28 protein-coding genes are annotated in these 24380 nt (G+C 69.1%); 11 read left to right on the forward strand and 17 right to left on the reverse strand.

All coding sequences use genetic code 11. The features are described 5' to 3' along the window. Window positions 1–13: 13 nt before the first annotated feature. Genes IHE47_RS10935 through IHE47_RS10945 form a run of 3 tightly spaced genes read left to right on the forward strand, consistent with a single transcriptional unit; the run spans window position 14 to window position 2371 of the window. On the forward strand, window positions 14–1363 hold the full coding sequence (locus IHE47_RS10935; protein WP_192105919.1) for a tryptophan--tRNA ligase: 1350 nt from the start codon (window positions 14–16) through the stop codon (window positions 1361–1363). A gap of 13 nt (window positions 1364–1376) precedes the next feature. Then, window positions 1377–1703 carry a hypothetical protein gene (locus IHE47_RS10940; RefSeq protein WP_192105920.1) on the forward strand — a complete coding sequence of 109 codons (327 nt, stop codon included), beginning with the start codon at window positions 1377–1379 and terminating at the stop codon, window positions 1701–1703. A gap of 26 nt (window positions 1704–1729) precedes the next feature. Then, window positions 1730–2371 carry a DUF6348 family protein gene (locus tag IHE47_RS10945; protein ID WP_192105921.1) on the forward strand — a complete coding sequence of 214 codons (642 nt, stop codon included), beginning with the start codon at window positions 1730–1732 and terminating at the stop codon, window positions 2369–2371. A 6-nt stretch (window positions 2372–2377) separates the two neighbouring features. Here IHE47_RS10945 and IHE47_RS10950 read toward each other — a convergent pair whose 3' ends face one another. From IHE47_RS10950 to hppD, 5 genes are all read right to left on the reverse strand, one after another. After that, complete coding sequence (locus IHE47_RS10950) at window positions 2378–2761, reverse strand: VOC family protein (RefSeq protein WP_192105922.1); 384 nt, start codon at window positions 2759–2761, stop codon at window positions 2378–2380. Between the two features lie 66 nt (window positions 2762–2827). Continuing rightward, complete coding sequence (locus IHE47_RS10955; RefSeq protein ID WP_192105923.1) at window positions 2828–3814, reverse strand: fumarylacetoacetate hydrolase family protein; 987 nt, start codon at window positions 3812–3814, stop codon at window positions 2828–2830. A gap of 67 nt (window positions 3815–3881) precedes the next feature. Beyond that, on the reverse strand, window positions 3882–5183 hold the full coding sequence (hmgA, locus tag IHE47_RS10960) for a homogentisate 1,2-dioxygenase (RefSeq protein WP_192105924.1): 1302 nt from the start codon (window positions 5181–5183) through the stop codon (window positions 3882–3884). Continuing rightward, window positions 5180–5593 carry a DUF559 domain-containing protein gene (locus IHE47_RS10965; protein ID WP_192105925.1) on the reverse strand — a complete coding sequence of 138 codons (414 nt, stop codon included), beginning with the start codon at window positions 5591–5593 and terminating at the stop codon, window positions 5180–5182. Before IHE47_RS10965 ends, hmgA begins: the two co-directional genes overlap by 4 nt. A gap of 51 nt (window positions 5594–5644) precedes the next feature. Next, window positions 5645–6739, reverse strand: coding sequence for a 4-hydroxyphenylpyruvate dioxygenase (gene hppD, locus IHE47_RS10970; protein WP_192105926.1), 1095 nt, complete (start codon window positions 6737–6739; stop codon window positions 5645–5647). A gap of 264 nt (window positions 6740–7003) precedes the next feature. Here hppD and IHE47_RS10975 point away from each other — a divergent pair, with 264 nt between their 5' ends. Continuing rightward, window positions 7004–7465 carry a MarR family transcriptional regulator gene (locus tag IHE47_RS10975; RefSeq protein ID WP_192105927.1) on the forward strand — a complete coding sequence of 154 codons (462 nt, stop codon included), beginning with the start codon at window positions 7004–7006 and terminating at the stop codon, window positions 7463–7465. Window positions 7466–7609: 144 nt separating this feature from the next. On the opposite strand, the gene IHE47_RS10980 is transcribed toward IHE47_RS10975, so the two are convergent. Both IHE47_RS10980 and IHE47_RS10985 read right to left on the reverse strand, forming a co-directional pair. Further along, window positions 7610–9112 carry an oligopeptide:H+ symporter gene (locus IHE47_RS10980; protein WP_192105928.1) on the reverse strand — a complete coding sequence of 501 codons (1503 nt, stop codon included), beginning with the start codon at window positions 9110–9112 and terminating at the stop codon, window positions 7610–7612. A 164-nt stretch (window positions 9113–9276) separates the two neighbouring features. Then, a complete protein-coding gene (locus IHE47_RS10985) occupies window positions 9277–10125 on the reverse strand; it encodes a tryptophan 2,3-dioxygenase family protein (RefSeq protein ID WP_192105929.1) in 849 nt (282 codons plus the stop codon). Window positions 10126–10370: 245 nt separating this feature from the next. Here IHE47_RS10985 and pdhA point away from each other — a divergent pair, with 245 nt between their 5' ends. The 3 genes from pdhA (at window position 10371) to IHE47_RS11000 (ending at window position 13974) form a co-directional block, all read left to right on the forward strand. Then, a complete protein-coding gene (pdhA, locus tag IHE47_RS10990) occupies window positions 10371–11456 on the forward strand; it encodes a pyruvate dehydrogenase (acetyl-transferring) E1 component subunit alpha (protein ID WP_192105930.1) in 1086 nt (361 codons plus the stop codon). A gap of 3 nt (window positions 11457–11459) precedes the next feature. Further along, complete coding sequence (locus IHE47_RS10995; RefSeq protein ID WP_192105931.1) at window positions 11460–12440, forward strand: alpha-ketoacid dehydrogenase subunit beta; 981 nt, start codon at window positions 11460–11462, stop codon at window positions 12438–12440. A 175-nt stretch (window positions 12441–12615) separates the two neighbouring features. Further along, the gene (locus IHE47_RS11000; RefSeq protein WP_192105932.1) at window positions 12616–13974 is read left to right on the forward strand and encodes a dihydrolipoamide acetyltransferase family protein; all 1359 of its coding nucleotides are present in this window, start codon (window positions 12616–12618) and stop codon (window positions 13972–13974) included. Between the two features lie 234 nt (window positions 13975–14208). On the opposite strand, the gene cls is transcribed toward IHE47_RS11000, so the two are convergent. The 4 genes from cls to IHE47_RS11020 form a co-directional block, all read right to left on the reverse strand. Continuing rightward, window positions 14209–15588, reverse strand: coding sequence for a cardiolipin synthase (gene cls / locus IHE47_RS11005; RefSeq protein WP_192105933.1), 1380 nt, complete (start codon window positions 15586–15588; stop codon window positions 14209–14211). Between the two features lie 16 nt (window positions 15589–15604). Further along, window positions 15605–16975 carry an FAD/NAD(P)-binding protein gene (locus tag IHE47_RS11010; protein ID WP_192105934.1) on the reverse strand — a complete coding sequence of 457 codons (1371 nt, stop codon included), beginning with the start codon at window positions 16973–16975 and terminating at the stop codon, window positions 15605–15607. Between the two features lie 20 nt (window positions 16976–16995). Then, window positions 16996–17550, reverse strand: coding sequence for a cysteine dioxygenase (locus IHE47_RS11015; RefSeq protein WP_192105935.1), 555 nt, complete (start codon window positions 17548–17550; stop codon window positions 16996–16998). Window positions 17551–17663: 113 nt separating this feature from the next. After that, window positions 17664–18320 (reverse strand): energy transducer TonB, encoded by a 657-nt coding sequence (locus IHE47_RS11020; RefSeq protein ID WP_192105936.1) that lies wholly within the window; start codon window positions 18318–18320, stop codon window positions 17664–17666. A gap of 202 nt (window positions 18321–18522) precedes the next feature. Here IHE47_RS11020 and IHE47_RS11025 point away from each other — a divergent pair, with 202 nt between their 5' ends. Beyond that, window positions 18523–19188, forward strand: a complete 666-nt coding sequence (locus IHE47_RS11025; RefSeq protein WP_192105937.1) for a hemolysin III family protein — start codon at window positions 18523–18525, stop codon at window positions 19186–19188. Window positions 19189–19198: 10 nt separating this feature from the next. On the opposite strand, the gene IHE47_RS11030 is transcribed toward IHE47_RS11025, so the two are convergent. The 3 genes from IHE47_RS11030 to IHE47_RS11040 all read right to left on the reverse strand — a co-directional run bounded on the left by IHE47_RS11030 (window position 19199) and on the right by IHE47_RS11040 (window position 20760). Next, a complete protein-coding gene (locus tag IHE47_RS11030) occupies window positions 19199–19687 on the reverse strand; it encodes a DUF456 family protein (RefSeq protein ID WP_192106086.1) in 489 nt (162 codons plus the stop codon). Window positions 19688–19829: 142 nt separating this feature from the next. Beyond that, window positions 19830–20294 (reverse strand): DUF1456 family protein, encoded by a 465-nt coding sequence (locus IHE47_RS11035; protein WP_192105938.1) that lies wholly within the window; start codon window positions 20292–20294, stop codon window positions 19830–19832. Between the two features lie 94 nt (window positions 20295–20388). Beyond that, a complete protein-coding gene (locus IHE47_RS11040) occupies window positions 20389–20760 on the reverse strand; it encodes a hypothetical protein (RefSeq protein WP_192105939.1) in 372 nt (123 codons plus the stop codon). Between the two features lie 80 nt (window positions 20761–20840). On the opposite strand from IHE47_RS11040, the gene IHE47_RS11045 reads away from it, so the two are divergent. Both IHE47_RS11045 and IHE47_RS11050 read left to right on the forward strand, forming a co-directional pair. After that, the gene (locus tag IHE47_RS11045; protein ID WP_192105940.1) at window positions 20841–21482 is read left to right on the forward strand and encodes a nicotinamidase; all 642 of its coding nucleotides are present in this window, start codon (window positions 20841–20843) and stop codon (window positions 21480–21482) included. 31 nt (window positions 21483–21513) lie between these two features. Continuing rightward, a complete protein-coding gene (locus tag IHE47_RS11050) occupies window positions 21514–21789 on the forward strand; it encodes a hypothetical protein (RefSeq protein ID WP_192105941.1) in 276 nt (91 codons plus the stop codon). On the opposite strand, the gene IHE47_RS11055 is transcribed toward IHE47_RS11050, so the two are convergent. Continuing rightward, the gene (locus IHE47_RS11055; RefSeq protein ID WP_192105942.1) at window positions 21747–22226 is read right to left on the reverse strand and encodes a PIN domain-containing protein; all 480 of its coding nucleotides are present in this window, start codon (window positions 22224–22226) and stop codon (window positions 21747–21749) included. The two genes, IHE47_RS11050 and IHE47_RS11055, sit on opposite strands and share 43 nt — an antisense overlap. Continuing rightward, entirely contained in the window at window positions 22226–22939 is a 714-nt protein-coding gene (locus IHE47_RS11060; RefSeq protein ID WP_192105943.1) for an HAD family hydrolase, read from the reverse strand. Before IHE47_RS11060 ends, IHE47_RS11055 begins: the two co-directional genes overlap by 1 nt. A 108-nt stretch (window positions 22940–23047) precedes the next feature. On the opposite strand from IHE47_RS11060, the gene IHE47_RS11065 reads away from it, so the two are divergent. After that, window positions 23048–23800 carry an META domain-containing protein gene (locus IHE47_RS11065; protein ID WP_192105944.1) on the forward strand — a complete coding sequence of 251 codons (753 nt, stop codon included), beginning with the start codon at window positions 23048–23050 and terminating at the stop codon, window positions 23798–23800. A gap of 19 nt (window positions 23801–23819) precedes the next feature. Here the strand turns inward: IHE47_RS11065 and IHE47_RS11070 are convergent, their stop codons facing one another. Further along, window positions 23820–24194 (reverse strand): YciI family protein, encoded by a 375-nt coding sequence (locus tag IHE47_RS11070; RefSeq protein WP_192105945.1) that lies wholly within the window; start codon window positions 24192–24194, stop codon window positions 23820–23822. Window positions 24195–24380 lie beyond the last annotated feature (186 nt).

Here is a 24380-nt window from a genome sequence, read left to right on the forward strand (position 1 = left end):
CCGAATCCCGAGCATGCAGACCCGAGTCCTCACCGGCATCACCACCACCGGCACCCCGCACCTGGGCAACTACGTGGGCGCGATCCGCCCCGCGATCAACGCCAGCCGGCGCGCGGACGTGGATGCGTTCTTCTTCCTCGCCGACTACCACGCGCTGATCAAGAGCGACGATGCCGCACGCATCGAGCGCTCGCGGCTGGAGATCGCGGCAACCTGGCTGGCCGCCGGGCTGGATCCCGCGCGCGTCACCTTCTACCGCCAGTCGGACATCCCCGAGATCCCCGAGCTGACCTGGTTCCTCACCTGCGTCACCGCGAAGGGCCTGCTCAACCGCGCGCATGCCTACAAGGCCGCGGTGGACAAGAACGCCGAGGCGGGCGAGGACGCGGACGCCGGCGTCACCGCGGGCCTGTACATGTACCCGGTGCTGATGGCGGCCGACATCCTCGCCTTCGACGCGCACCAGGTGCCGGTGGGCCGCGACCAGATCCAGCACATCGAGATGGCGCGCGACATTGCGCAGCGCTTCAACCACATCCACGGCCGCGATTTCTTCGTGCTGCCCGAGGTGGTGATCGAGGAACAGGTGGCCACCCTGCCCGGCCTCGACGGCCGCAAGATGTCCAAGAGCTACGACAACACCGTCCCGCTGTTCGCCGGCGGCGCGAAGGCGTTGCGCGAGGCGATCATGCGCATCGTCACCGACTCGCGCGCGCCGGGCGAACCCAAGGACCCGGACAGCTCCGCGCTGTACACGATCTTCCGCGCCTTCGCCGGCGACGCCGAAAGCGCGGCGTTCCGCCAGGCACTGGTCGACGGCATCGGCTGGGGCGAGGCCAAGCAGCGCCTGTTCGAGCGCATCGAGACCGACGTAGCGCCGATGCGCGAACGCTACGAGGCGTTGATCGCCAGGCCCGACGAGATCGAAGTGATCCTGCGCAAGGGTGCCGCGAAGGCCCGCACCGTCGCCACGCCGAAGCTCGCGGCGATCCGCGATGCCATCGGCCTGCGCGCGATGGGGATGGCGCCCGCCGCCAGGGCCGCCAAGCCGGCCGCCGCCAGGGCCGGCAAGTCGCCGCGCTTCGCCAGCTTCCGCGACGGCGACGCCGGCTTCCGCTTCCGCCTGTTCGCCGCCGACGGCGAGGAACTGCTGCTGTCGATGCCGTTCGCCGACCCCAAGGCCGCCGGCGTGTTGCAGCAGCGCATCCGCACGCTGGGCCACGCGGCCGTATTGCGCGAAGACGGCGCGGCGCTGGTGCTGGAACTGGACGGCGAAGCCGTCGCCCGCACCCCGCAGGCCGGCGGCGACGAGCTGCACGCGCGCCTGCGCGAGGCGCTGGAACAGCTGGCCGCGCAGGACTGAGCCGGTCGCCCCGATGCGCTACCTCGCCCTGCTGCTGCTCGCGCCATGGCTGCTGATCCTCGGCTGGGCCTACGCGAACTACCCGAAGTCGCTGCCGCGCACGCCGGCACGGCGGCTGTTCGACGTGCTGGCGCTGCTGCTGGCTTTCGGTGCCGCGATCTGTGCCGGCCTGCTCGGCCACGACGCGGTGCAACTGCCCGGGCTCGACGAGGCCGGCCGCCGCGCCAGCGGCGCGATCTGGCAGCAGGTGCTGCCAGCGTTGTGCGGCTACGGGGCGTTCGCCGGCGTGCTCGCACTGGCGCTGCCGCTGCGCCGCCTGTTCTGGCATCGCCCGCGCTGAAGCGCGGGCACACACGGAATCGCCCCATGGACACCGCCACACTGCAACGCCACCTGCTGCGCCTGTTCGAGCGTCACGAGGTGGAACTCGAACCCGACGAGGACTGGTTGCTCACCGACGGCGACTTCCCCGCGATCCGCGCCAGCTGGCACGACGCCGCAGGCGCGGCCCCGGGACGGCTGGATCTCGACATCGTGCTCGGCGAGGACCAGCAGATCGAGGAAAGCTACGCCGGCATCGGCACCGGCGACGCGGCTTGCCGCGACGCGCTGCAGCGCTTCGAGCAGGGCAGCCTGCACGTGTTGCTGGCCGCATGCTGGTACGTCACCGACGCGCGCAAGTTGCAGCTGGATTCGTGGGCCGGCGGCGTGCATGGCTGGGATGCGTTCATCGGCCCGCTCGTCGTGCAGGGCGCGGCCGTGACGCTGCCGGCGGATGCGCTGGCGCCGTTGATCGCCGCGCTGCGCAGCGAAGTGCTGGCGCCGCGGATGCACTGGGTGCGGCTGTTCCTGCGCCGCGAGGCGGACGGCGGAACCACCATCGAGGCACGGCTCGACAACGAGTCGTGGCCGGCGGGCGACCGCGCCCTCGCCGCCGTGGCGTGGCCGCCGGCCGCGGAGCCTTACAGCGTGCGCTGCTTCATGATGCTGGACATCCGCGACTACTGAGAATGCTCAGTCCCAGCGGTTGAGGTGCGGCTCGAACGCGGCACGCTGCTTGCGCACGACGCAGAAGCGCTGCCCGCTGGGCGCCTCCATCACCCACCAGCGCTGGCGCACGAAGGCGATGCGCTGCGCGCCCAACTGCTCCAGCCGCGTCACCTCGGCTTCGAGATCATCGGTTTCGATGTCCAGGTGCACGCGGCTCTCGTGATCGACTTTCTGCAGCAGGATCAGCGGCTCGTCGTCCGCCGTGCGCAGTTCGGCGTAGCGGCCGTCGCCATCCTGGTCGAGCGCGACGATGGGCTTGCCCAGGGTCGCGCTCCAGAACCTGGCGGCATCGCCCAGGTCATCGACCTTGCAGTCCAATACCAGGGCACACAGGCGGCTGTAATGCATGGGGGCACCTCGCTGCGAGACGGGGCGCCCAGTGTGCGCCGGCATGCGAGCCGGCGCACGTCACGCTCAGCGCTTGAGCGGCGCGATGCGCTGCTCGATCGCGCCGAAGATCGAGGCGCCCTGCGGGTCGGTGACGTCGATGCGCAGCGTGTCGCCGAACTTCAGGAACGGCGTGCTCGGCTTGCCGTCCCGCAATGTCTCCACCGTGCGCTGCTCGGCAAGGCAGGAGGCGCCCTTCGAGGTGTCCTGGTTCGCGATGGTGCCGGAGCCGACGATGGTGCCGGCGGTGAGCGGCCGCGTCTTCGCCGCGTGCGCCACCAGTTCGGCGAAGCTGAACTGCATGTCCACGCCGCATTCGGCCTCGCCGAACCAGGCGCCGTTCAACCAGGTGCGCATCGGCAGGTGCAGCTTCTCGCCCTGCCAGTTCGCGCCCAGCTCGTCCGGCGTCACCAGCACCGGCGACAGCGCCGAGCGCGGCTTGCTCTGCAGGAAGCCGAAACCCTTGGCCAGCTCGCCAGGAATCAGCCCGCGCAGCGAGACGTCGTTGACCAGACCGACCAGTTGGATGTGCGCGGCGGCCTGTTCGGGCGTGGCCGCCATCGGTACGTCGTCGGTAACCACCACGACTTCGGCCTCGAGATCGATGCCGTAGTCCTCACTGGGCACCACCACCGCATCGCGCGGGCCGAGGAAGCCGGCGCTGGTGGCCTGGTACATCAGCGGGTCGGTGTAGAACGAGGCCGGCACTTCGGCACCGCGCGCCTTGCGTACACGTTCCACATGCGGCAGGTAGGCGCTGCCGTCCACGAATTCGTAGGCGCGCGGCAGCGGCGCGGCGAGCTGCACCATGTCCAGCGGGAACGTGCCTTCGGCGGTACCGCCGTTGAGCGCATCGGACAGCGCATTGAGCCGCGGCGCGGCGTTCGACCAGTCGTCCAGCGCGGCCTGCAGCGTGGGCGCGATGCCGGCGGCCTTCACCGCGATGCCGAGGTCGCGGCTGACCACCACCAGGGTGCCGTCGCGGCCACCTTCTTTCAGGGAACCCAGTTTCATGTTTTGCTCCACGGACCATGGCGATGGCGCCGGCCCCTTCGTGCTCGGTTGATGGGGTGCCCGGCGCCTATTTGCCGGTGAAATGCTTGTGGATGCCCTGCCAGCACTCGTGGTAGTTGCCTTGCAGCTCGTTCGACTCCAGCGCCTGCCGGGTCGGATGGAGCACGCGGCGCGCCTCGAACATGAAGGCCATGGTGCCGGTGATCACGTCAGGCTGCGACAGGTCGCGCGTCGAGGCCTTCTCGTAGGTGGCGGCATCCGGGCCGTGGCCGCTCATGCAATTGTGCAGCGAGGCGCCGCCCGGCACGAAGCCCTCGGCCTTGGCGTCGTAGGCGCCGGTGACCAGGCCCATGAACTCGCTGGCGATGTTGCGGTGGAACCACGGCGGGCGGAAGGTGTGCTGCGCCACCAGCCAGCGCGGCGGGAAGATCACGAAATCCATGTTGCTCACGCCCGCGGTGTCGCTGGGCGAATGCAGCACCAGGAAGATGCTCGGGTCCGGGTGGTCGTAGCTGATCGAGCCTATCGTGTTGAAGCGGCGCAGGTCGTATTTGTAGGGTGCGTAGTTGCCGTGCCAGCCCACCACGTCGAGCGGCGAGTGGTCGATCCTCGCCCGCCAGAGGTTGCCCTGGAACTTGGCCACCAGCTCGAAGTCGCCTTCCACGTCTTCGTAGGCGGCGACCGGGGCGAGGAAGTCGCGCGGGTTGGCCAGGCCGTTGCTGCCGATCGGACCGAGGTCGGGCAGGCGCAGCAGCGCGCCGAAGTTCTCGGCGATGTAGCCGCGCGCGGTGTCGTCCAGCAACTCCACGCGGAAGCGCACGCCGCGCGGGATCACCGCGATCTCCAGCGGCTCCAGTTCGATCACGCCGAACTCGGTGGCCAGGCGCAGGCGGCCCTGCTGCGGCACGATCAGCAGCTCGCCGTCGGCGTCGTAGAAGTAGCGACCCTGCATCGAGCGGTTGGCCGCATACAGATGGATGCCGATGCCCGACTGCTCCGCCGCGCCGCCGTTGCCGGCCATGGTGACGATGCCGTCGACGAAGTCGGTGGGCGCGGTGGGCGGCGGCAGCGGATTCCAGCGCAGCTGGTTGGGGCTGGCCGGCACCTCGTCGAAGCGGTTGTGGAAGCGACCGGGCGCCATCGCCTCGAACGGCTGGTGCATCGCCGCCGGGCGGATGCGGTACAGCCAGCTGCGCCGGTTGCTGTGGCGCGGCGCGGTGAACGCGGTGCCCGACAGTTGCTCGGCGTACAGGCCGTGCGCCGCCTGCTGCGGCGAGTTCTGGCCTTCCGGCAGCACGCCGGGGATGGCCTCGCTGGCGAATTCGTTGGCGAAGCCGGATTGGTAGTTGCGGGAAGCCATCACGCTCATCGCTCTTCGCCTTTGAGCCCCTCTCCCTCCGGGAGAGGGGTTGGGGTGAGGGTTCGGTTTTCAGCGATACCGAGGATTGCCTCGAGCACCGCTTCCGTCTGTTGCAGGACATCATTGTCCCAGTAACGCAGGACCATCAGACCACAAGATTCGAGGAACTTCGTACGCGCACGATCGACAGTCTCGTCATGCTGCGAACCATCCAGTTCCACGACGAGTTTCCTTGCCTCGCAGTAGAAATCCACAACGTAGGGTGGAATGGGGTGTTGGCGGCGGAACTTCAGGTTGTTGAGCCGGCCACCACGGAGGTGGAACCAGAGCTTCTGTTCCGCGTCCGTGGCCGATCTGCGCAATCCACGCGACTGCTCACGCGTTCGTGTCGGCAGTGGCGGATTGATGCGTTCCGGCATACCCGGACCCTCTCCCCAACCCCTCCCCCGAAGGGGGAGGGGCTTCAAGGATCAAAGCACGCCGCGCTTCATCTGGTCGCGCTCGATGCTCTCGAACAGTGCCTGGAAGTTGCCCTCGCCGAAGCCTTCGTTGCCCTTGCGCTGGATGATCTCGAAGAAGATCGGGCCGATGTTGTTCTGCGTGAAGATCTGCAGCAGCTTGCGCTGCTTGGTCTCCGGGTCGGCGTCGATCAGGATCTTGTTCCTGCGCAGGCGCGGCACGTCCTCGCCGTGGTCCGGGATGCGCAGGTCCACCACGTCGAAGTAGGTGTCCGGCGTGTCGAGGAACTCCACGCCCTGCGCACGCATCGCCTCCACCGTGTCGTAGATGTTGTCGGTGAACATCGCGATGTGCTGGATGCCCTCGCCGTGGTACGCGTCGAGGTATTCGTTGATCTGCGACTTCGGGTCGCTGGACTCGTTGAGCGGGATGCGCACGATGCCGTCCGGCGCGGTCATCGCCTTGGACACCAGGCCGGTCTTGGCGCCCTTGATGTCGAAGTAGCGGATCTCGCGGAAGTTGAACAGCTTCTCGTAGTAGTCCGACCACTTCTGCATGTTGCCGAAGTACAGGTTGTGCGTGAGGTGGTCGATGAAGGTGAGGCCGAAGCCCGCGGGGTCCTGCGCCACGCCCGCCACCGGCTCGTAGTCGCCGTCGTAGATGCTGCCCTGGTCGCCGTAGCGGTCCACCAGGTACAGCATGCAGTCGCCGATACCCTTCACCACCGGCGCGTCCACCGCCTTGCTGTCGGCCTGGTCGCCCACCGCCTCGCCACCGTTGGCGAGCACGGCGTCGAACACCTCGTTCGCGGGCTTGCGGAAGCGGATGGCGAAGCCGCAGGCGCAGGGACCGTGCTTGGCGGCGAAATCGGCGGCGAAGGAATCCGGCGCCTCGTTGACCAGCACGTTCACGTCGTTCTGGCGGTACACCGTGATCGGCCGCGACTTGTGCTTCAGCACCGCGGTGAAGCCCATCCTGCGGAACAGCTCGTGCAGTTCGTGCGCACGGCCCTCCGGCGCGGCGAACTCGACGAACTCGAAACCGTTGATCCCCATCGGGTTCTCGAAGGTGGTGACCTGCATGCCGAGGTTGGGCTGGGCTGTCATGCGATTTCTCCGACGGGCTACGATGGGGGAACAAGCTGCGCCGCCGAATGCTTTTGGCACCAGGGGCGCTAACGCGAAGCGTGCTTTTCGTGAAAACTGCCGCAGCGGATGGCTACATGCCCCACGCCATCGGTGCGCCACGTCCAGCACGCGCTTTTCATGAAGAATGCGGCCATGGATGGCCGCCCGTTTGATCTTCGCGATCATGGATGAGCGCACTAGTTATAGTTTCATTTGTAACCAACTGCAAGGAACACCGCACCAGTGCCCACCAGACGCCATCCCGACCACGCCCCGCTGGAGCTGGAACGCTTCCTGCCCTACCAGCTTTCCATCGTGTCGAACACGGTGAGCCAGGCGATCGCCGACGACTACCAGGCCCGCCACGACCTCAGCGTCACCGAATGGCGGGTGATGGCGGTGCTGGCGCGCTTCGACGGCCTCTCGGCACGCGAGGTGGCCGAGCGCACCGCGATGGACAAGGTGGCGGTGAGCCGCGCGCTGGCCCGGCTGGTCGCCGCCGGGCGCGTGCGCCGGCACATCCATGCCAACGACAAGCGCCGCTCGGTGCTGGGGCTTACCGCGGCCGGCTGGAAGATCCACGACGAGGTGGCGCCGATGGCGCGGCAGCGGGAAAGGGAGTTGCTGGCGCGGCTGGCGCCGGAGGAGCAGGCGTGGCTGCGGTGCATCCTCGACAAGTTGATGCCCGACGACCACGAAGGCTGAGCCAGCGCCGTTATCGATGTCCCGGGACAGGGCTCTTGCCCTGCCCGGGACCCGCCTTGCCCGGGCCGAGTCCGGACAAGGCTCCGTCATGCGCGCATCCGCGCGCATGACGACGGGCCGTCCATGGCCCGGGTTCGGTCCCGGTCACTTCACGCCGTGCATCAACCGGTTGATCAGCGGCGAGATCAGCAGCAGCACGACGCCGGCGCCCGTCAGCACCCAGAAGCAGAACGTGAATCCGCTCAATGCGGACGCAGCGGTCATGCCGGTCTCGCCGCTGATGCGGGCCGCCAGCAGGCCCGACAGGTTGCCGCCCACGGCAATAGACAGGAACCACCCGCCCATCGCCAGGCCCACCAGGCGCGGCGGCGCCAGCTTGGTCACCATCGACAGGCCGATCGGCGACAGGCACAGCTCGCCCACGGTCTGCAGCATGTAGCAGGTCGCCAGCGGCCAGAAGGGAATCAGGCCGCGGCTGCCCAGCAGATGCGACAACGCGTACATCAACACCAGGAAACCCAGTCCGTTGAAGACCAGGGCCAGGCCGAACTTGCGCGGGATGGACGGCTCCATGCGCCGCCTGGCCAGCCGCGACCACACGAAGGCGACGACGGGCGCCAGCACGATGATCCCCAACGGCGTCATCGACTGGAACCAGCCCACCGGGAACATCCAGCCGCCGAACATCTGGCGGTCGACCAGGTTCTCCGCGAGGAAGTTGAACGAGGTGCCGAACTGGTAATAGAACATCCAGAACAGCAGGCTGAACACGAACACGATCATCATCGCGATGACGCGCTCCACCTGGACACGGTCATGGCGCACCGCCTCGACGATCAGCATCGCCGTCACGCCGACGAACAGCAGGCCGAGCAGCCATTGCAGGCCGACCGCGCCGATCCGCGAGAACAGCAGGTACACCAGCGGGATCGCCACGACCACGCCAACGGCCACCCACAGCACGCGCATCAGGCCGGCGGCTTCGGGCGCCGGGCGCCCCACCTCGCGCAGGCTGCGGCGGCCGAACCAGAACCACAGCACGCTGAGCAGCATGCCGACGCCGGCCGCCCCGAACACGATGCGGTAGTTCTGCTGCATCGGCGTATCGGTGAAATAGCCCGCCAGCCAGCCCGTCACCAGCGGCGCGATGAAGGCACCCGCATTGATGCCCATGTAGAACAGCGTGAACCCCGCGTCGCGGCGCTCGTCGCCGGGCCCATACAACTGGCCCACCATCGACGAGATGTTCGGCTTGAACAGGCCATTGCCGACCACCACCATCGCCAGCCCCAGCAGCATGGCCTCCTTGCTCGGCAACATGATGGCGAACAGGCCCGCCGCCATCACCACCGCGCCGAGCAGGATCGAACGCTGGTAGCCGATCAGCCGGTCCGCGACGTATCCGCCGAAGATGCCCGAGGCGTAGACCAGCGCGGTATAGGCACCGAAGATGCCGCTGGCCCAGGCCTGGCCCGAAGGGTCGCCGTGGTAGAACTGCGCCACGATGTACAACGCCAGCGCCCAGCTCACGCTGTAGAACGCGAAACGTTCCCAGAACTCGGTCATGAACAACATCCACAGCGGACGCGGATGCCCGAACAGCTGCGGATAATCCGGCGCGCTGCCGGCCTCGATGGTCTGACTCATGACATTCCCCCAGTGATCCGTGGCGTGCGAGTGGATGTTATGAAAAGTGCGGCCATGGATGGCCGCCCGTTTGATCTCGGCGATCAGGGACGATCGCAAAGGTCACGAAAAGTGCGGCCTTGGATGGCCACCCGTTTGATCCCCGCGATCAGGGATGATCGCCCTCAAGTGCCTAGCACCGTGCGCACTTCGAGCAGCTCCGGGAAGAAGCTGAGATCCAGCGCCTTCTTCAAAAAACCCACGCCTGAGGAGCCGCCAGTGCCGCGCCGGTGGCCGATGATGCGCTCCACCGCCTTCATGTGGCGGAAACGCCAGAGCTGGAAGTTCTCCTCGATGTCCACCAGCGTCTCGCACAGGTGGAACTCGGTCCAGAAGCTTTCCGGCGCCTCGTAGATGCGCTTGAACACCGGCAACAGCTCGTCGTGGCGTTGCCATGGCTGGCTGACGTCGCGCTCCAGGATGCCGCTCGGCACCGCATGGCCATGCCGTGCCAGCCAGTGCAGCGCCTCGTCGTACAGGCCGGGCGCATGCAGCGTGTCGCGCAGGCCCTGCTGGACTGTCGCGTCGTGCGCGAACACCGCGAGCATGTCGGCGTTCTTGTTGCCGAGCAGGAATTCCACCGTGCGGTACTGCGCCGACTGGAAGCCGGACGAGGGCCCCAGCGCGTCGCGGAAGGCGAGGTATTCGTGCGGCGTCATCGTCTCCAGCACCGCCCACTGCTCGAACAGCTGGCGCTGAATCTGCTTCACCCGCGCCAGCACTTTGAGCGCCGGGCCGATGCGCTCGTCGCGCATGAATGCCATCGCCGCACGCAGTTCATGGATCAGCAGCTTCAGCCACAGCTCCGACACGTGGTGCTGCACGATGAACAGCATTTCGTCATGGTACGGCGGGTCGGACACCGGTCGCTGCGCCGATAGCAGGGTGTCCAACCGCAAGTAGCCTGCATAGGTCATGCGTCCCGAGAGGTCTCGCTCGATGCCTGCCTCGAGTTCGCGCTGGTTGTCCGTCATGGTCGATCGCGGCTGCCCAAAAGACGCATGGTAACCGGTGGCGCCATCGCCGTTTCTTGCGAGCCCCGTACCCTCCCGCATGCTGCGGCGTGCCTTGCGACGCAACATGGCCGCCTGCTATCTATATGCGGCTTTTCCCGGCCGTTTTGATCGCCACGGTGGTCGCCGGCAAGGGAGCTTCGCGTGTCTGGCCCCACTGGATGGGCCACCGCCCCCACCCCATTCGTCACCAACGGGAGCGCGTCGTGTCCATCGCCGCCAAGTTCGAAATCGAATACCTGCAATACCTCGACGCCGAGGGCAAGCAGGTTCGCCAGGATCTGCCCGCCTTCGCCAAGGACCTCGACCACATGGTCGAGCTCTACAAGCTGATGATGTCGACTCGCGTGTTCGACGCCAAGTCGGTGGCGCTGCAGCGCACCGGCAAGCTGGGCACCTACGCCAGCTGCCTGGGCCACGAGGCTGCCCACGTCGGCATCGGCAGCGCGATGAAGCCGGAAGACGTGCTGGCCGTGAGCTACCGCGAATACGGTGCCCAGCTGTACCGCGGCGTGCAGCCGCGCGAGGTCTACATGTACTGGGGCGGCGACGAGCGCGGCAACGACTACCAGAACGAGCCGGCCCGCCACGACTTCGCCTGGTCGGTGCCGATCGCCACGCAGTGCCTGCACGCGGCCGGTTCCGCGCTGGCTTTCAAGATCCGCGGCGAGAAGCGCGTGGCCGTGTGCACCATCGGCGACGGCGGCTCGTCCAAGGGCGACTTCTACGGCGCCATCAACATCGCCGGCGCGCAGAACCTGCCGCTGGTGGCGGTGATCGTCAACAACCAGTGGGCCATCTCGGTGCCGCGCAAGATCCAGTCCGGTGCGCCCACGCTGGCACAGAAGGGCATCGCCGCCGGCCTGTACTGCATCCAGGTCGACGGCAACGACATCATCGCCGTGCGCAAGGCGATGGAAGACGCGCTGGAACGCGCCCGCAACGGCGAAGGCGGCAGCGTGATCGAGGCGGTGACCTACCGCCTCGGCGACCACACCACCGCCGACGACGCGCGCCGCTACCGCGGCGAGCAGGAAGTGAAGGACGCCTGGGCGAAGGAGCCGATGAAGCGCCTGCGCGCCTGGCTGGTGGGCAAGGGCGTGTGGGACGACGCCAGGGAAGAGGCCTGGAAGGCCGAGTGCGACGAGTGGATGGACAACGAGGTGAACGCCTACCTCGAGACCAAGACCCAGCCGGTGACGGCGATGTTCGACTACACCTTCGCCGAAGTCCCCGCCGATCTCGCCAAGCAGCGCGATCTCGTCCTTTCGTACGACCAGAAGGCCCACTGAGCCATGGCACAGATCACCCTCATCGAAGCCGTCACCCAGGCGCTCGCCTACGAGATGAAGCACGACGACAGCGTCGTGGTGCTGGGCGAGGACGTGGGCGTCAACGGCGGCGTGTTCCGCGCCACCCAGGGCCTGCAGGAAAAGTTCGGCGAGCTGCGCGTGCTGGACACGCCGCTGGACGAGACCACCATCGCTGGCGTCACCGTGGGCCTGGCCGTGCAGGGCATGAAGCCGGTGGCCGAGGCGCAGTTCGAAGGCTTCATCTACCCGATGATGGAGCAGATCGCCTGCCACGCCGCGCGCATGCGCAACCGCACCCGCGGCCGCCTCACCGTGCCGGCCGTGTGGCGCGCACCGTGGGGCGGCGGCATCCGCGCGCCGGAGCACCACTCCGAGGCGAACGAGCACCTGTTCACCAACATCCCCGGCCTGCGCGTGGTGCTGCCCTCCTCGCCCGCACGCGCCTATGGCCTGCTGCTGGCCGCGATCCGCGATCCCGATCCGGTGATCTTCCTCGAACCCAAGCGCATCTACCGCCAGTACAAGGAAGAAGTGCCGGACGACGGCGAAGCCTTGCCGCTGGACGTGTGCTTCGTGCTGCGCGACGGCACCGACGTCACCCTGGTGACCTGGGGCGCGCAGGTGAAGGAAACGCTGGAAGCCGCCGACGAACTCGCCAAGCAGGGCATCAGCGCCGAGGTCATCGACGTCGCCACGCTGACCCCGCTGGACTTCGACACCATCGCCGAGTCGGTGCAGAAGACCGGCCGCTGCGTGATCGTGCACGAAGCCCCGAAGACCGCCGGCTTCGGCGCAGAGATCGCCGCGCGCATCGCCGAGGAATGCCTGTACGACCTGCTGGCCCCGGTCGAGCGCATCACTGGCCCCGACACCCACATCCCGCTGTTCCGCCTGGAGATGAAGTACCTGCCGAGCACGGAACGCATCGTCGAAGCCGCGCAGCGCACGCTGGCCGCTTCGTAGTTCCTTCTCCCCTCCGGGGAGAAGGTGCCCCGGAGGGGCGGATGAGGGGCCAAGGCTTGCGGCAAGATGCATCGAAGCGGCTTTCGATGAAGTCCAAGGCAAGCCCCATCCCCTCACCCCGGCCCTCTCCCCGCAGGGGAGAGGGAGAAAACCACAAAACCCTGGAAGCTCACTCATGGCCGACATCAAGACATTCCACCTGCCCGACCTCGGCGAAGGCCTGCCCGACGCCACCATCGTCGAGTGGCACGTGAAGGAAGGCGACTACATCAAGCTCGACGCGCCGCTGTGCTCGATGGAAACCGCCAAGGCCGTGGTCGATGTGCCGTCGCCCTATACCGGCACCGTGAAGAAGCTGCATGGCGCCCCCGGCGACATCATCGAGACCGGCGCCGCGCTGGCCGACTTCGAGCCCGACGCCAACGCCAAGCAGCGCGCCGAGGCCGAATCCACCGGCCACCACCACGGCCCGAAGAAGGTCGAGGCGCCCGCGCCGGCCCCCGCGCCTGCAGCCAAGGCCGCCACCGCCGACCGCGAGGACGAAGGCACCGTGGTGGGCGCGATGGTCAGCGGCAACACCGTGCATGTCGAGCAGGCCGCCAGCATCGGCGGCGTGAAGGCGGTGCCCGCGGTGCGCGCGCTGGCCAAGAAGCTCAAAGTCGACCTCGCCCGCGTGCGCCCCAGCGGTGCCGACGGCGTGGTCACCCTGCAGGACGTGAAGAACGCCGCCGCCAACGGCAGCGCCCCGCTGGGTGCGGCCGCGGCACGCGCCGTGCCCGCCTCGGCCGGCCGCCACCTCGCGCCGGAACTGCCGGAGCCCGGCGCGGCACCGAGCCGCACCACCGTGTCGCTTGCCGGCAAGGCCGTGCGCACCGCGCCACCGAGCGTGCAGGCCAGCGGCCAGCCGGAACAGCTCAAGGGCGTCCGCCGCAACATGGCGCGCGTGATGGCCGAAGCCCACGCCAACGTGGTGCCGACCACCCTGGTCGACGACGCCGACCTGCACGCCTGGATCGGCAAGCAGGACATCACCGCGCGCCTGATCCGCTCCATCGTCGCCGCCTGCAAGGCGGTGCCGGCGCTCAACGCCTGGTTCGACGGCAAGAACCTCACCCGCACCCAGCACCCGCACGTGGACATCGGCATCGCCGTGGACACCGAGGACGGCCTGTTCGTGCCGGCCCTGCGCAACGCCGACGTGCTCGACGGCGCCGGCATCCGCGCCGCAATCAAGCGCCTGCGCAGCTCGGTGGAGGATCGTTCCATCCCGGCCTCGGAGCTCTCGGGCTATACCATCAGCCTCAGCAACTTCGGCATGTTCGCCGGCCGCTACGCCACGCCGGTGGTGGTGCCGCCGACCGTCGCCATCATCGGCGCCGGCAAGCTGTGCCACGACGTGGTGGCGGTGATGGGCGGCATCGAGGTGCATCGCCGCATGCCGATCTCGCTGACGTTCGACCACCGCGCCGCCACCGGCGGCGAGGCCGCGCGCTTCCTCAAGGCGTTGCTGGACGACCTGTCCTTGCCGAACTGAGGCACGTTGCCTGAACCTGTAAACGGGGCGCCTGCGGGCGCCCCGTTTGTTTTGCGCGATCGCCAGCACGCACGCAGCGCCCCCGCGGCTCTTGCCCACCTGTTGTCGCAGGACAAAGTATTCCGGACGCCAGCCGGCACACGGGGACCACCTTGTCATGCCCGGGGCGCTGGTCTCCCACGCAACGAGCCGCGAAAGGCAGGCAAGCATCCCGGGCAGGCACCCGCGATGCAATCAAAGGATCGGATCGAACAAGCGCGCCACGTGCATGGCCACGCGGCGCAGGTAGGGCGCGTCGAGGTACTCGCGCGCGTCCACCTCGCGCGACTGCACGAAGTCGCGTTCCAGCATCGCCTCGACCTGCTGCGCGAAAGCGCGGTCCAGCACCAGTGCGCTGGCCTCGAAGTTGAGCCGGAACGAGCGGGAATCGAGGTTGAGGCTGCCCACCGCGGCGCAGTCGTCGTCCACCAGCAGCACCTTCTGGTGCGTGAAGCCGGGCTGGTAGCGGAACACGCGCACGCCGCCGCGCAACGCGTAATGGGCATGCAGGGTAGAGGCGGCGAACACGGTGCGGTGGTCCGGCCGCGACGGGATCAGCACGCGCACGTCCACGCCGCGGAAGACCGCCAGCAGCAGCGCGGCGCGCACCGAGTGGTCGGGCACGAAGTACGGCGTGGCCAGCCAGATGCGCCGGCGCGCCGCGTTGATCGCGGCGGTGACGAACAGCGAGCCGGTTTCCTGCGGATCGGCCGGCCCGCTGGCCACCACCAGCACGCGCGCGCCGCCGTCCGGTGCCGGCTCCGGATGCAGCGGCGGCGGCGCACCGGTGATCCACTCCCAGTCGTCGGCGAACAGTTGCTGCAGGTCGGCCGCCGCGGGGCCGGCCAGCTCCATGTGCGTGTCGCGCCACGGCGCCAGCGGCGGCTTCAGGCCCAGGTACTCGTCGCCCACGTTGAGGCCGCCGACGAAGGCGCGCACGCCGTCCACCACCACGATCTTGCGGTGGTTGCGGAAGTTGAGCTGGAAACGGTTGCGCAGGCGATTGGTGGCGAAGGGATGGATCGCCACGCCGCCCGCGCGCAGCGTCTCCACGTAGCGGTGCGGCAGGTCGTGGCTGCCCACGCCGTCGTACAGCACGCACACGCGCACGCCGGCCGCCGCGCGCTCCAGCAGCGCCTGCTGCATGCGCCGGCCCAGGCCGTCGTCCTTGAAGATGAAGAACTGCACCAGCAGCGTGTGCCGCGCTTCGGCGACGGCGGCGAAGATCGCCTCGAAGGCCGCCTCGCCGTCGACCAGCAGGCGCAGCCGGTGGCCGGGGCGGAACGGGCGGCCCAGCATCGTCACCAGTGCGGCATAGCGGCCCTCGTCGTCGTCCGACGGGCAGGCCAGTCGCTCGCGCGGCGCGGCGCCGCGGTGCCGCTTGAGGTAGCCGCGGAAGCGGCTGGCGCCCAGGAACAGGTAGGGCACCAGGGTGAGCGCGGGCAGCAGCAACAGGCCCAGCACCCAGCCGATCGCGCCCTGCGGGGTGCGCGTGTGCATCAGCGCGTGCGCGGCGGCGAAGACGCCGAGCACTTGCAGGAGCAGGACGACATCGCCGAACAGGCTGAGGGTCATGGTGAAGCGGCTGGTTCTATTCCGCCAGCAACTGGTCGGCCACGGCGCGCGCCTGCTGGCGGATTTCCGGCATCGCGGTGGATTCCCACAGCGTACCGCGCAACAGGCTGCCGATGGCGAACAGCCGCGACCACTCGCCGCCTTCGTGCAGCAGGCGGCCCTGCGGCGTGGCCTGGCAGCCCAGCCCCAGCGGGTCGGGCAGCACGTGCCGGTTCACCACCAGTTGGCGCATCAGCGGGTGCGGCGTGCGCGCCACGTCGAAATCCATGCCCACCGACTGCACCACCAGGTCCGCGTGCAGCGTCTGCAGCTTCGCGGCGTCGCGGTCGTGCGGGTGCAGCTCCATCCGCAGGCCGTCGCCATCGATCCCGACGTGGTACATCTGCCCGCGCTGGCGATGCAGGCGACCCGAGCGTTCCAGCGCGGCAAGGCCTTCGTGCACCGCCGGAGGCATGCGGTGACGCGCGCGCTCCCACGCCCAGCGCGCGTGGCGCTGGAAGCGCGCGCGCTGGTCCAGCGGCAGCGCCGCCCACAGCGCCGGCGTGTGCGGGCGCAGGCTGTCGATCACGCTGCGCCAGTCCTCCTCCTGCGCGATCGCCTCGCGCAGCAGGCGCAGCCAGCGGCGCACGTCGGGGCCGTCCAGCATCGCCTCGACCATCTGCACGCTGTCTTCGAGCGGCAACGAGGTGCCGCGCAGGTGCGGCTCGGGCAGCAGGCCATGGCGGGAAATCGCGGTGAACCGGGTGGCGGGCCAGCGCGCGGAAAGCTCCAGCAGCACGTCGGCGGCGGTGAGCCCGAGGCCGATCACCACCACGTGCCCGGGCGCTTCGGCGGGCGGGTCGGCGAGCAGCGGCCACGGATCCACCACGTAGCGGCCGCTGGCCAGCGCAGCCTCGCTTGCGCCCGCCAGGGGCTGCGGCGGCAACGCGCCGATCGCCAGCACGGCGGCGTCCACGCGGTGGACGTCCTCGCCGCGGAACACGCTGACGCCATTGTCCTCGGGCACCACGGCATCGGCGGCAAACGGCACGACCTGCACATCGTGGCCGCGCGCCCTGCCCTGCGCCAGCGCCTGCGCCACCTCGGCCTCCAGGTAGTCGCCGTAGCGCCGGCGCGGCAGGAAGTCGGTGCCGGCGATGGCAGGATCGGCACGCTGCACGAAATCGAGGAAGCCCTGCGGCTTGCCAGCGAACATGCCCATCGACGCCGCGCGCACGTTGAGCAGGTGGCGCTCGGAAGCGGTGGAATAAGCCACGCCGCGCGCGGGCGTGGCGCCGCCGGCATACCAGTCGAGGTGCAGTGGCTGCGGCGGCCGGCGTGCCAGCAGCTCGCCAAGCAACGCGGCGGAAGCGGCGCCGCCGCCGATGATGGCGACACGTCGATGCATGCGTTGCTCCGGTTGTGGGGTCAGGGCACCAGTTGGCCGGCGAGGTGTTGGCGCCGCGCCCGCACGATCCGCGCAGGCGCCTGCGGCTCGCCGTCGCGCTGGCCCGGCAGCTCGCCGCCGTAGACGTGCAACGTGTAGGCGATGTCGTGCCGCGACAGGTTGCGGCAGCGATGCGCACGGCCGGCGTCGCGCTCGAACCAGTTGGCGTCGCCCGGGCCCAGCCAGTTGCGCCCCTGCGCCTCCAGCTCGCCGCTGTGCGGGTCACGCCGGTACGACTGCCATTCCAGCGCGCCGTGCAGGGTGAGCTCCAGTCCCCAGCCGCCGGCATGGTCCAGCAGCGGCATGCGCTCGCCGGGTGGCCAGGCGCGCACCAGCACGCACAGTGCAGGCTGGCGGCACTCGACCAGCACGCGGGTGTCGATGCCGCGGCGATGCACCGCGGCCAGGCGCGCCGACAGCCCGGGGCCGTCGCCATGCACCACGCGGCCAAGGTCGCGCGCCATCGCGGCCAGGTCGGGATAGTCGGCGCGACCGTATTCGAGCGCGATCTCGCGCAAGGTCTTCAAGTTGTGCATGTACCTGCCCATGCGGAACCCGGCGTGGAAGCGTCCGGGCAGTGGAGCATGGGCATCGTTAAACGGCCGTAAGGCAGTACGTGCGCACGCCTTACGGCCGTGCCTGCGTCAGCTCACAGGTTGTCCAGCACGAAATTCACCGGCACCTTGGCCCATGCGCGCACCGCGTGGCCGTCCACCGTCGCGGGCTGGAAGCGCCAATGCGCCAGCACCTGTTCGCGCGCGCTGCGGTCGAGCAGGGCGTAGCCGCTGCCGTGTTCGACCTCGACCTGCAACGGCGCGCCGTTCTCGTCGACCAGCACGCGCAGCAGCACCGTACCCTGCATGTGCCGGCGCAATGCCTGCACGGGGAACTGCAGCGGCGCGGAACGGTAGGCCAGCGTGGCCTCGACCGGCGCGGAAGTGTCCACGCCGCCGGACGCGTTGCCCGGCGGCGCCACGACCGGCATCGCCTGCGTGCCCTCCGTGGTCGGCACCACCATCGGCGGCGCGATGACGGGATGCGGCAACGCATGCACCGGCATGACGGGCGCGCGCGGCAACGGTTTCAGTTCGATCGGCGGCGGCGGCTTCACGGGTGGCGGCGGCTCGATCAGGGTGACCTGCGGCACCGTGGTGATCCGGTGCATCAATTCCAGCGCCTGCGGCGCCAGCGGGCGGGTGAGGATCAGCAGGGCGGCGAGGTTGAGTGCGATGGTCGCACTGAGCGCGGCGATGCGCGCGGCATCGGGTTGGGGGCGAACGGCAACAGCCAGGCTTGCGGACGACATGAGCGACCTCCTGACGGCGTTTCGGTTTTTGGGTTGTGGCGCCGGCGACGCTGCGGGTGCAGGGGGACCGTCGTGGACGCGGCTTGAGCCTATGCCTGCACCCCGACGGTGCGCAAGTGGACGGCCAAACGCCGCAGCGGTAGCCAGGCGGGAACGCCCGCGTTATGGTGCAATGCAGGATCACTTCCCTGCCGGAGTCGCCATGATCGCCGCCATCGCCGCCATCGCCGCATCCCCGCGCTACCGCCGCGGCGACGAATTCGCCAGCAGCCTGCTGCACGGCCTGGGCATCGTGCTCAGCATCGGCGGTCTCGCCACCCTGGTGGCCTTCGCGGCACTGCGCGGCGATGCGCGCGACGTCGCCGCCTGCGTGGTCTATGGCGTCACCCTGATCCTGCTCTACACCGCTTCCACGCTGTACCACGCGATCCCCGTGGTCGCGGCCAAGCCGGTGCTGCGCACGCTGGACCACATCGCGATCTACCTGCTGATCGCCGGCACCTACACGCCGTTCACCCTGATCGCCCTGCCGGGCACCTGGGGCTGGAGCCTGTTCGCCACGGTGTGGACGCTGGCCCTGGTCGGCAGCGTGCTGGAACTGGGCTGGTTCCGCCGCTGGCGCAAGCTGGCCGTGCTGCTCTACGTGGGCATGGGCTGGGTCGGCATGCTCGCCTTCAAGCCACTGGCCGCGCACTTGCAGGTGGGTGGCATGGCGCTGCTGATCGGCGGCGGCGTGGCCTACACGCTCGGCGTGCCGTTCTACCTGTGGCGCAAGCTGCCGTACCAGCACACGCTGTGGCACGCCTTCGTGCTCGCCGGCAGCGTGCTGCACTACCTTGCGGTGCTGCTGTACGTGTTGCCGGGCTGAAGCCCGGCCATCAGCCGAACAGCATCGCCACGCCGAACAGGCCGACCATCACCAGCGAGATCACCAGCTTCACCAGGGTGCCGCACAGCAGGCCGATCCAGGTGCCAATGCCGACGTGGGCGGAGCGCAGCACGCTGGTGCCGGAGGAAAGCTCGCCCAGCAGCGCGCCGATGAACGGCCCGAGCAGGATGCCGGGGATGCCGAAGAACATGCCGGCGAAGGTGCCCAGCGAGGCGCCCCACAATGCGCGCCTGCTGGCGCCGACGCGTCTGGCGCCCAGCGTGCTGGAAACGAAGTCCGCGATGACGGCCACGGCACCCAGCGCGCCGATCAGCAGCAGCCACCACAGGCCGAGGTGGCGGTAATCGTCCACGGCGGCGACCAGCCAGATGCCGCCGAAGATCATCGGCACGCCCGGCAGGCTGGGCAGGATCGCGCCGACCAGGCCGCCCACGATCAGCGCGGCGCCGAGCGTGTAGAACACGATGTCGAACAGCATGCGCGGGTCTCGGTTTTTGCGATCGTCCATGATCGCGAAATCAAACGGGCGGCCAGCCATGACCGCACTCGATCTTTATCCTTGCGATCATCCTTGATCGCGAGAATCAAACGGGCGGCCATCCATGGTCGCACTCTTCAATTCAGATCTGGCGCAGGCGCTGGGTGAGACCGCGCAGGAAATGCCGCAGCAACTGGTCGCCGCAGGGGCGGTAGTTGGGGTGTTCGGGCTTGCGGAACAGCGCGGTGAGTTCCGATTTCGACAGCGGGAAACCCGCGGCAGCGAGGATGGCGTGCAGGTCGTCGTCGCGCAGCTCGAACGCCACGCGCAGCTTCTTCAGCACGAGGTTGTTGGTGACGCGCTTCGCCACCGGCAAGGCGGGACGGCTTTCGTCGCGGCCGCGCAGGTGCGTCACCAGGCCGTCGAGGAAGTGCGCCATCACCTTGTCGGGACAGTCCTGGTAGCCGGGTTCGTCGTCCTTCTTCAGGAACGCGTCGAAGTCGGCCTGCGGCACCGCGAGTCCGGCCAGCGCGGTGATCGCCGCGAGCTTGCCGTCGGGCAGGTCGAGCATGTAGCGCACGCTGCGCAGGATGTCGTTGTTGATCATGCGGGCATTGTATCGGGGCTTGCCGGTGCCGTTCGCAGCGTGCGGTGGATGGCCCGGCCACGCCGCACCGCATCCGGAAGCCGGCGGACTCCGCTCAACCCTGCCGCCAGTGCCTGCCGCACAACAGCCACGCGACGAACACGCCCACCGCCGCGCCCAGCAGCTCGCACATCGCGCGCGTGCCGATGCCGTCCGGATCGTGCACCTCGGCCAGCTTGGCCTGCAGCAGCTGCAGCGACTGCAGGCGCGCGTAGTTGAAATAGAACAGGTTCCAGAAGTCCACGCGCCCGGTCAGCACCAGCGCGAGGAAGTACGACCAGGCGATCTGCCGCGCGTCGTTCCAGCCATTGCGCCGGCCGAACGCATGGAAGGCGAGATACAGCACGAGGCCGGCGCCAAGGCTGATCGCGCCAGCCTCCAGGCCGCCGATCCAGCCGTATCCCATCCACGATTGGTCGTAGTTCATCGCACCCTGTTCCATCCGCACCGAACCCGCATTATGCCTGCGCGCTAGACTTTCGCCCTTGCCATGCACACGGGACCGCCATGCCTTTCGCCAGCACCGAACGCACCGCCCTGATCGTGGTGGACGTGCAGCCGGATTTCATGCCCGGCGGCACGCTGGCCTGCCACGAGGGCGACGCCATCGTGCCCGGCATCGCCCGCCTGCTGCGCGCGCGCCGCTTCCGCCACGTGGTGGCCACGCAGGACTGGCATCCGCCGGGCCACGCTTCCTTCGCCAGCTCGCACCCGGGCACGCAGGCGTTCCAGCAGATCGACCTGCACGGCCATCCGCAGACGCTGTGGCCGGACCACTGCGTGCAGGGCACGCCGGGCGCGGCGCTGCACCCGGGCGTCGACTGGTCGGCGGCCGACCTGATCCTGCGCAAGGGCAGCGACCGGCAGGTGGATTCGTACAGCGGCTTCCGCGAGAACCACGGCCCGCACGGCACGCGGCCCGCCACCGGCCTCGCCGGATGGCTGCGCGAACGCGGCGTGGACGAGGTGCTGGTATGCGGCCTCGCGCGCGACGTCTGCGTGCTGTGGACGGCGCAGGATGCGCAGGCGGCCGGCTTCAGGGCCGGCCTGCTGTGGGAGCTTTCGCGCCCGGTGACGCCGGCCAGCGACGAGGCAACCCGCGCCACGCTGGCCGCGCAAGGCATCGCCCTGGTCCGGCTCGACGACTAAACTGCAGGCGCTGATACCTCGGACGACGACGATGGCTGAACGCGAATTCCCGGATTACACCGTGCGCTCCGGCGCCAGCCTCGAAGGCTCGCGCTACACGGCGTGGCTGTGCGTGGTGCCGCATGGCCACGGCTTCCCCGTGTACTACGCGATCTGCGAGAACCGCAGCTTCCGCCACCAGGACCTGGCCGAAAACGCCGCGGATGAGGCACTGCTCGCGGTGCTGGCGCTGGAGGAGGACGGTACGCCGGTATTCCCGGACGACTACACCGGCTTCGCCGACGAGGCGCCCGCCAATCCGGCGTAAGCGCCTGACCAGTCCTGCGGCGTCACGATGTCGAAACCGTGGTCGCGCCGCGTGCGCCGCGCCAGCTTCAGGAGTTCCTTGTCGCGGCTGAGCAGCCATTGCGCGCCGCAGGCCTGCGCGAGTTCGAGGAACATCTGGTCGTCGGGATCGGCGCAGCGCGGCAGCCCGGGCAGCGCCGGCACCGGCTGGCGCTCCGCTTCCGGCAACAGGCGCAGGTGCGCATCGAACGCCGCAGCGGCGGCATCGCGCCGCGCCGCATCCAGCGCCAGTTGCGGATAGCCGAGCACCTCCAGCCATTCATCGCGGCAGGCCGCATCGGTGGCCGCCTCCACCGTTCCCGCGCGCAACGCCTCGCGCAGGGCCATGCACTGCGCATCGCCGAACACGAACAGGTCGAGGCAGACGTTGGTGTCCAGCACCAGGCGCGGCGGCGGCATCAGGCCAGCGCGTCCAGTTGCGCCAGTGCGGCGGGGATTCCCGACGCATCCGCCACCTCGCGCATGCGCGGCGCGTCCCGTGCGTCCAGTCCGTTCTCCAGCTCGTGCGCCCAGGTCACGTGGTAGGGCATGTGCACGCCCCAGCCGCCGAGGCGCAGCACCGGCTCGATGTCCGAACGCAGCGAATTGCCCACCATGGCGAACTCGTGCGGCGCGACGCCGAACTCGTCCAGCAGGCGCCGGTAGGTGGCCGCGTCCTTCTCGGAAACGATCTCGATGCGGCGGAACAACCCGGCCAACCCCGATTCGGCCACCTTCTTCTCCTGGTGGAACAGGTCGCCCTTGGTGATCAGCACCACCGCATGCGCTTCGGCCACCGCCGCCACCGCCGCGCGGATACCGGGCAGCAGCTCCACCGGGTGCTGCAGCACGCGCTTGCCGATCTCGACCAGCCGGTGGATGTCCTGCGCACCGATGCGGCCCTCGCTGAGCGCGATGGCGGTTTCCACCATCGACAGCGTCATGCCCTTGGCGCCGTAGCCGAACAGCGCGAGGTTGCTGCGCTCGGTGGCCAGCATGCGCGCGTGCACCGCGCTGTCGGCCAGGTCGGCGTAGTTGCCCACGATGGCGGCGAATTCGGCGTTGGCCTCGCGGTAATAGTCCTCGCTGCGCCAGAGCGTGTCGTCGCCGTCGAAACCCACCATCTTCAGCATGACTGCCTCGCTGTGCCTGAATCGCGGAGAAGCGCCGGATTATCCGCGACATCGCCGCGATACGGTGCATGGCCTAAGCTCGCACCATTGTCCCGCGCGGAGAAAGCCATGCGCCGCCACCTGTCGTTGTTGCTGCCGTTCGCCGTCGCCGCCTGCGCGTCCATGCCGCTGGCCGCCGCCGATGCGACCACGCCGGATCCCGCCTTGCTGGCCGGCTACCACTGGCGACTGGTGCTGGCCACCGACCACGACGGCCAGCGCATCGACGCGCTGTTCGTGCGTCCGGACAGACCGCTGCAACTGGATTTCGCCAACGGCCGGCTCAGCGTGCGCAACGCCTGCAACGGCATCGGCGGCAGCTACCGGATCGCGGACGGCCAACTGGTTGTCGGCCCGATGATGCACACCATGATGGCCTGCCGCGAGCCGGGGCTGAACCAGTTGGACGGCCTGATCGACCAGCGCCTCGCGAGCCGTCCCGCCATCGAGGTCACCAGGCATGGCGACGCGCCGCAACTGCAACTGCGCACCGCCGCCGGCGACACCCTGGATTTCACCGGCGAGCCCACGGCCGAGACGCGCTACGGCGGCCCCGGCACCACCGAATTCCTGGAAGTGGCGGCGCGGACCGTGCCTTGCCAGCAAAGCCAGCCCTGCCTGGACGTGCGCGAGGTCCACTACGACGCCAACGGCCTCAAGACCGGCACGCCCGGCGACTGGCATGCGCTGCCCGCCATCGAGGGCTACACGCATCAGGCCGGCGTGCACGACGTGGTGCGCGTGAAGCGCTACGCCAGCGGCAATGCGTCCGCGGCCTACGTGCTGGACATGGTGGTGGAGACCGGCACCCCGAAACCGTGAACGCGGGGCGCGGCGACGGTCACGCGCCCACGCGCCGGCGCACCGCCTCGAAGTCGCGCAGCGGCCGCACCTCGATGCAGCCGGTCTGCGCCCACGGCAGCTCGGCGGCCATGCGGATCGCCTCTTCCTCGCTGTCCGCCTCCACCAGGTTGAAGCCGGCGAGGTATTCCTTGGTTTCCGCAAACGGGCCGTCCAGCACCAGGGTCCTGCCCGCGCGGATGCGTACCGATTTCGCCGTAGCTGGCGCTTCAAGCTGCTGCGCGTCCAGCAGCCTGCCCTGCCCGCGCAGTTCGTCCGCGTGCGTGATGCACGCATGCATGCGCGTGTCGAACTCGCCCGGCGGCAGGGCATCGAGCAGGGCGTCGTCGCTGTAGACCAGCAGCAGGTATTTCATGGCGCGCTCGCATCGCGGCGATGGGAAACCCGATGCTCGCACACATCACCGGCACGTGCCGACGGAGCATCCCTTGACTCAGGCCCGCAAGGAGGAAGGGCCCGGACATCGGCGGGCGCCAGTAAGACCGACGTAGGCAAGCCAGGGACAGAAACGCAGGTGTGTCGCGAGCCCCGCCCCTCGTCC

Source organism: Rhodanobacter sp. DHB23 (assembly GCF_014842975.1).
Taxonomy (GTDB): domain Bacteria; phylum Pseudomonadota; class Gammaproteobacteria; order Xanthomonadales; family Rhodanobacteraceae; genus Rhodanobacter_A.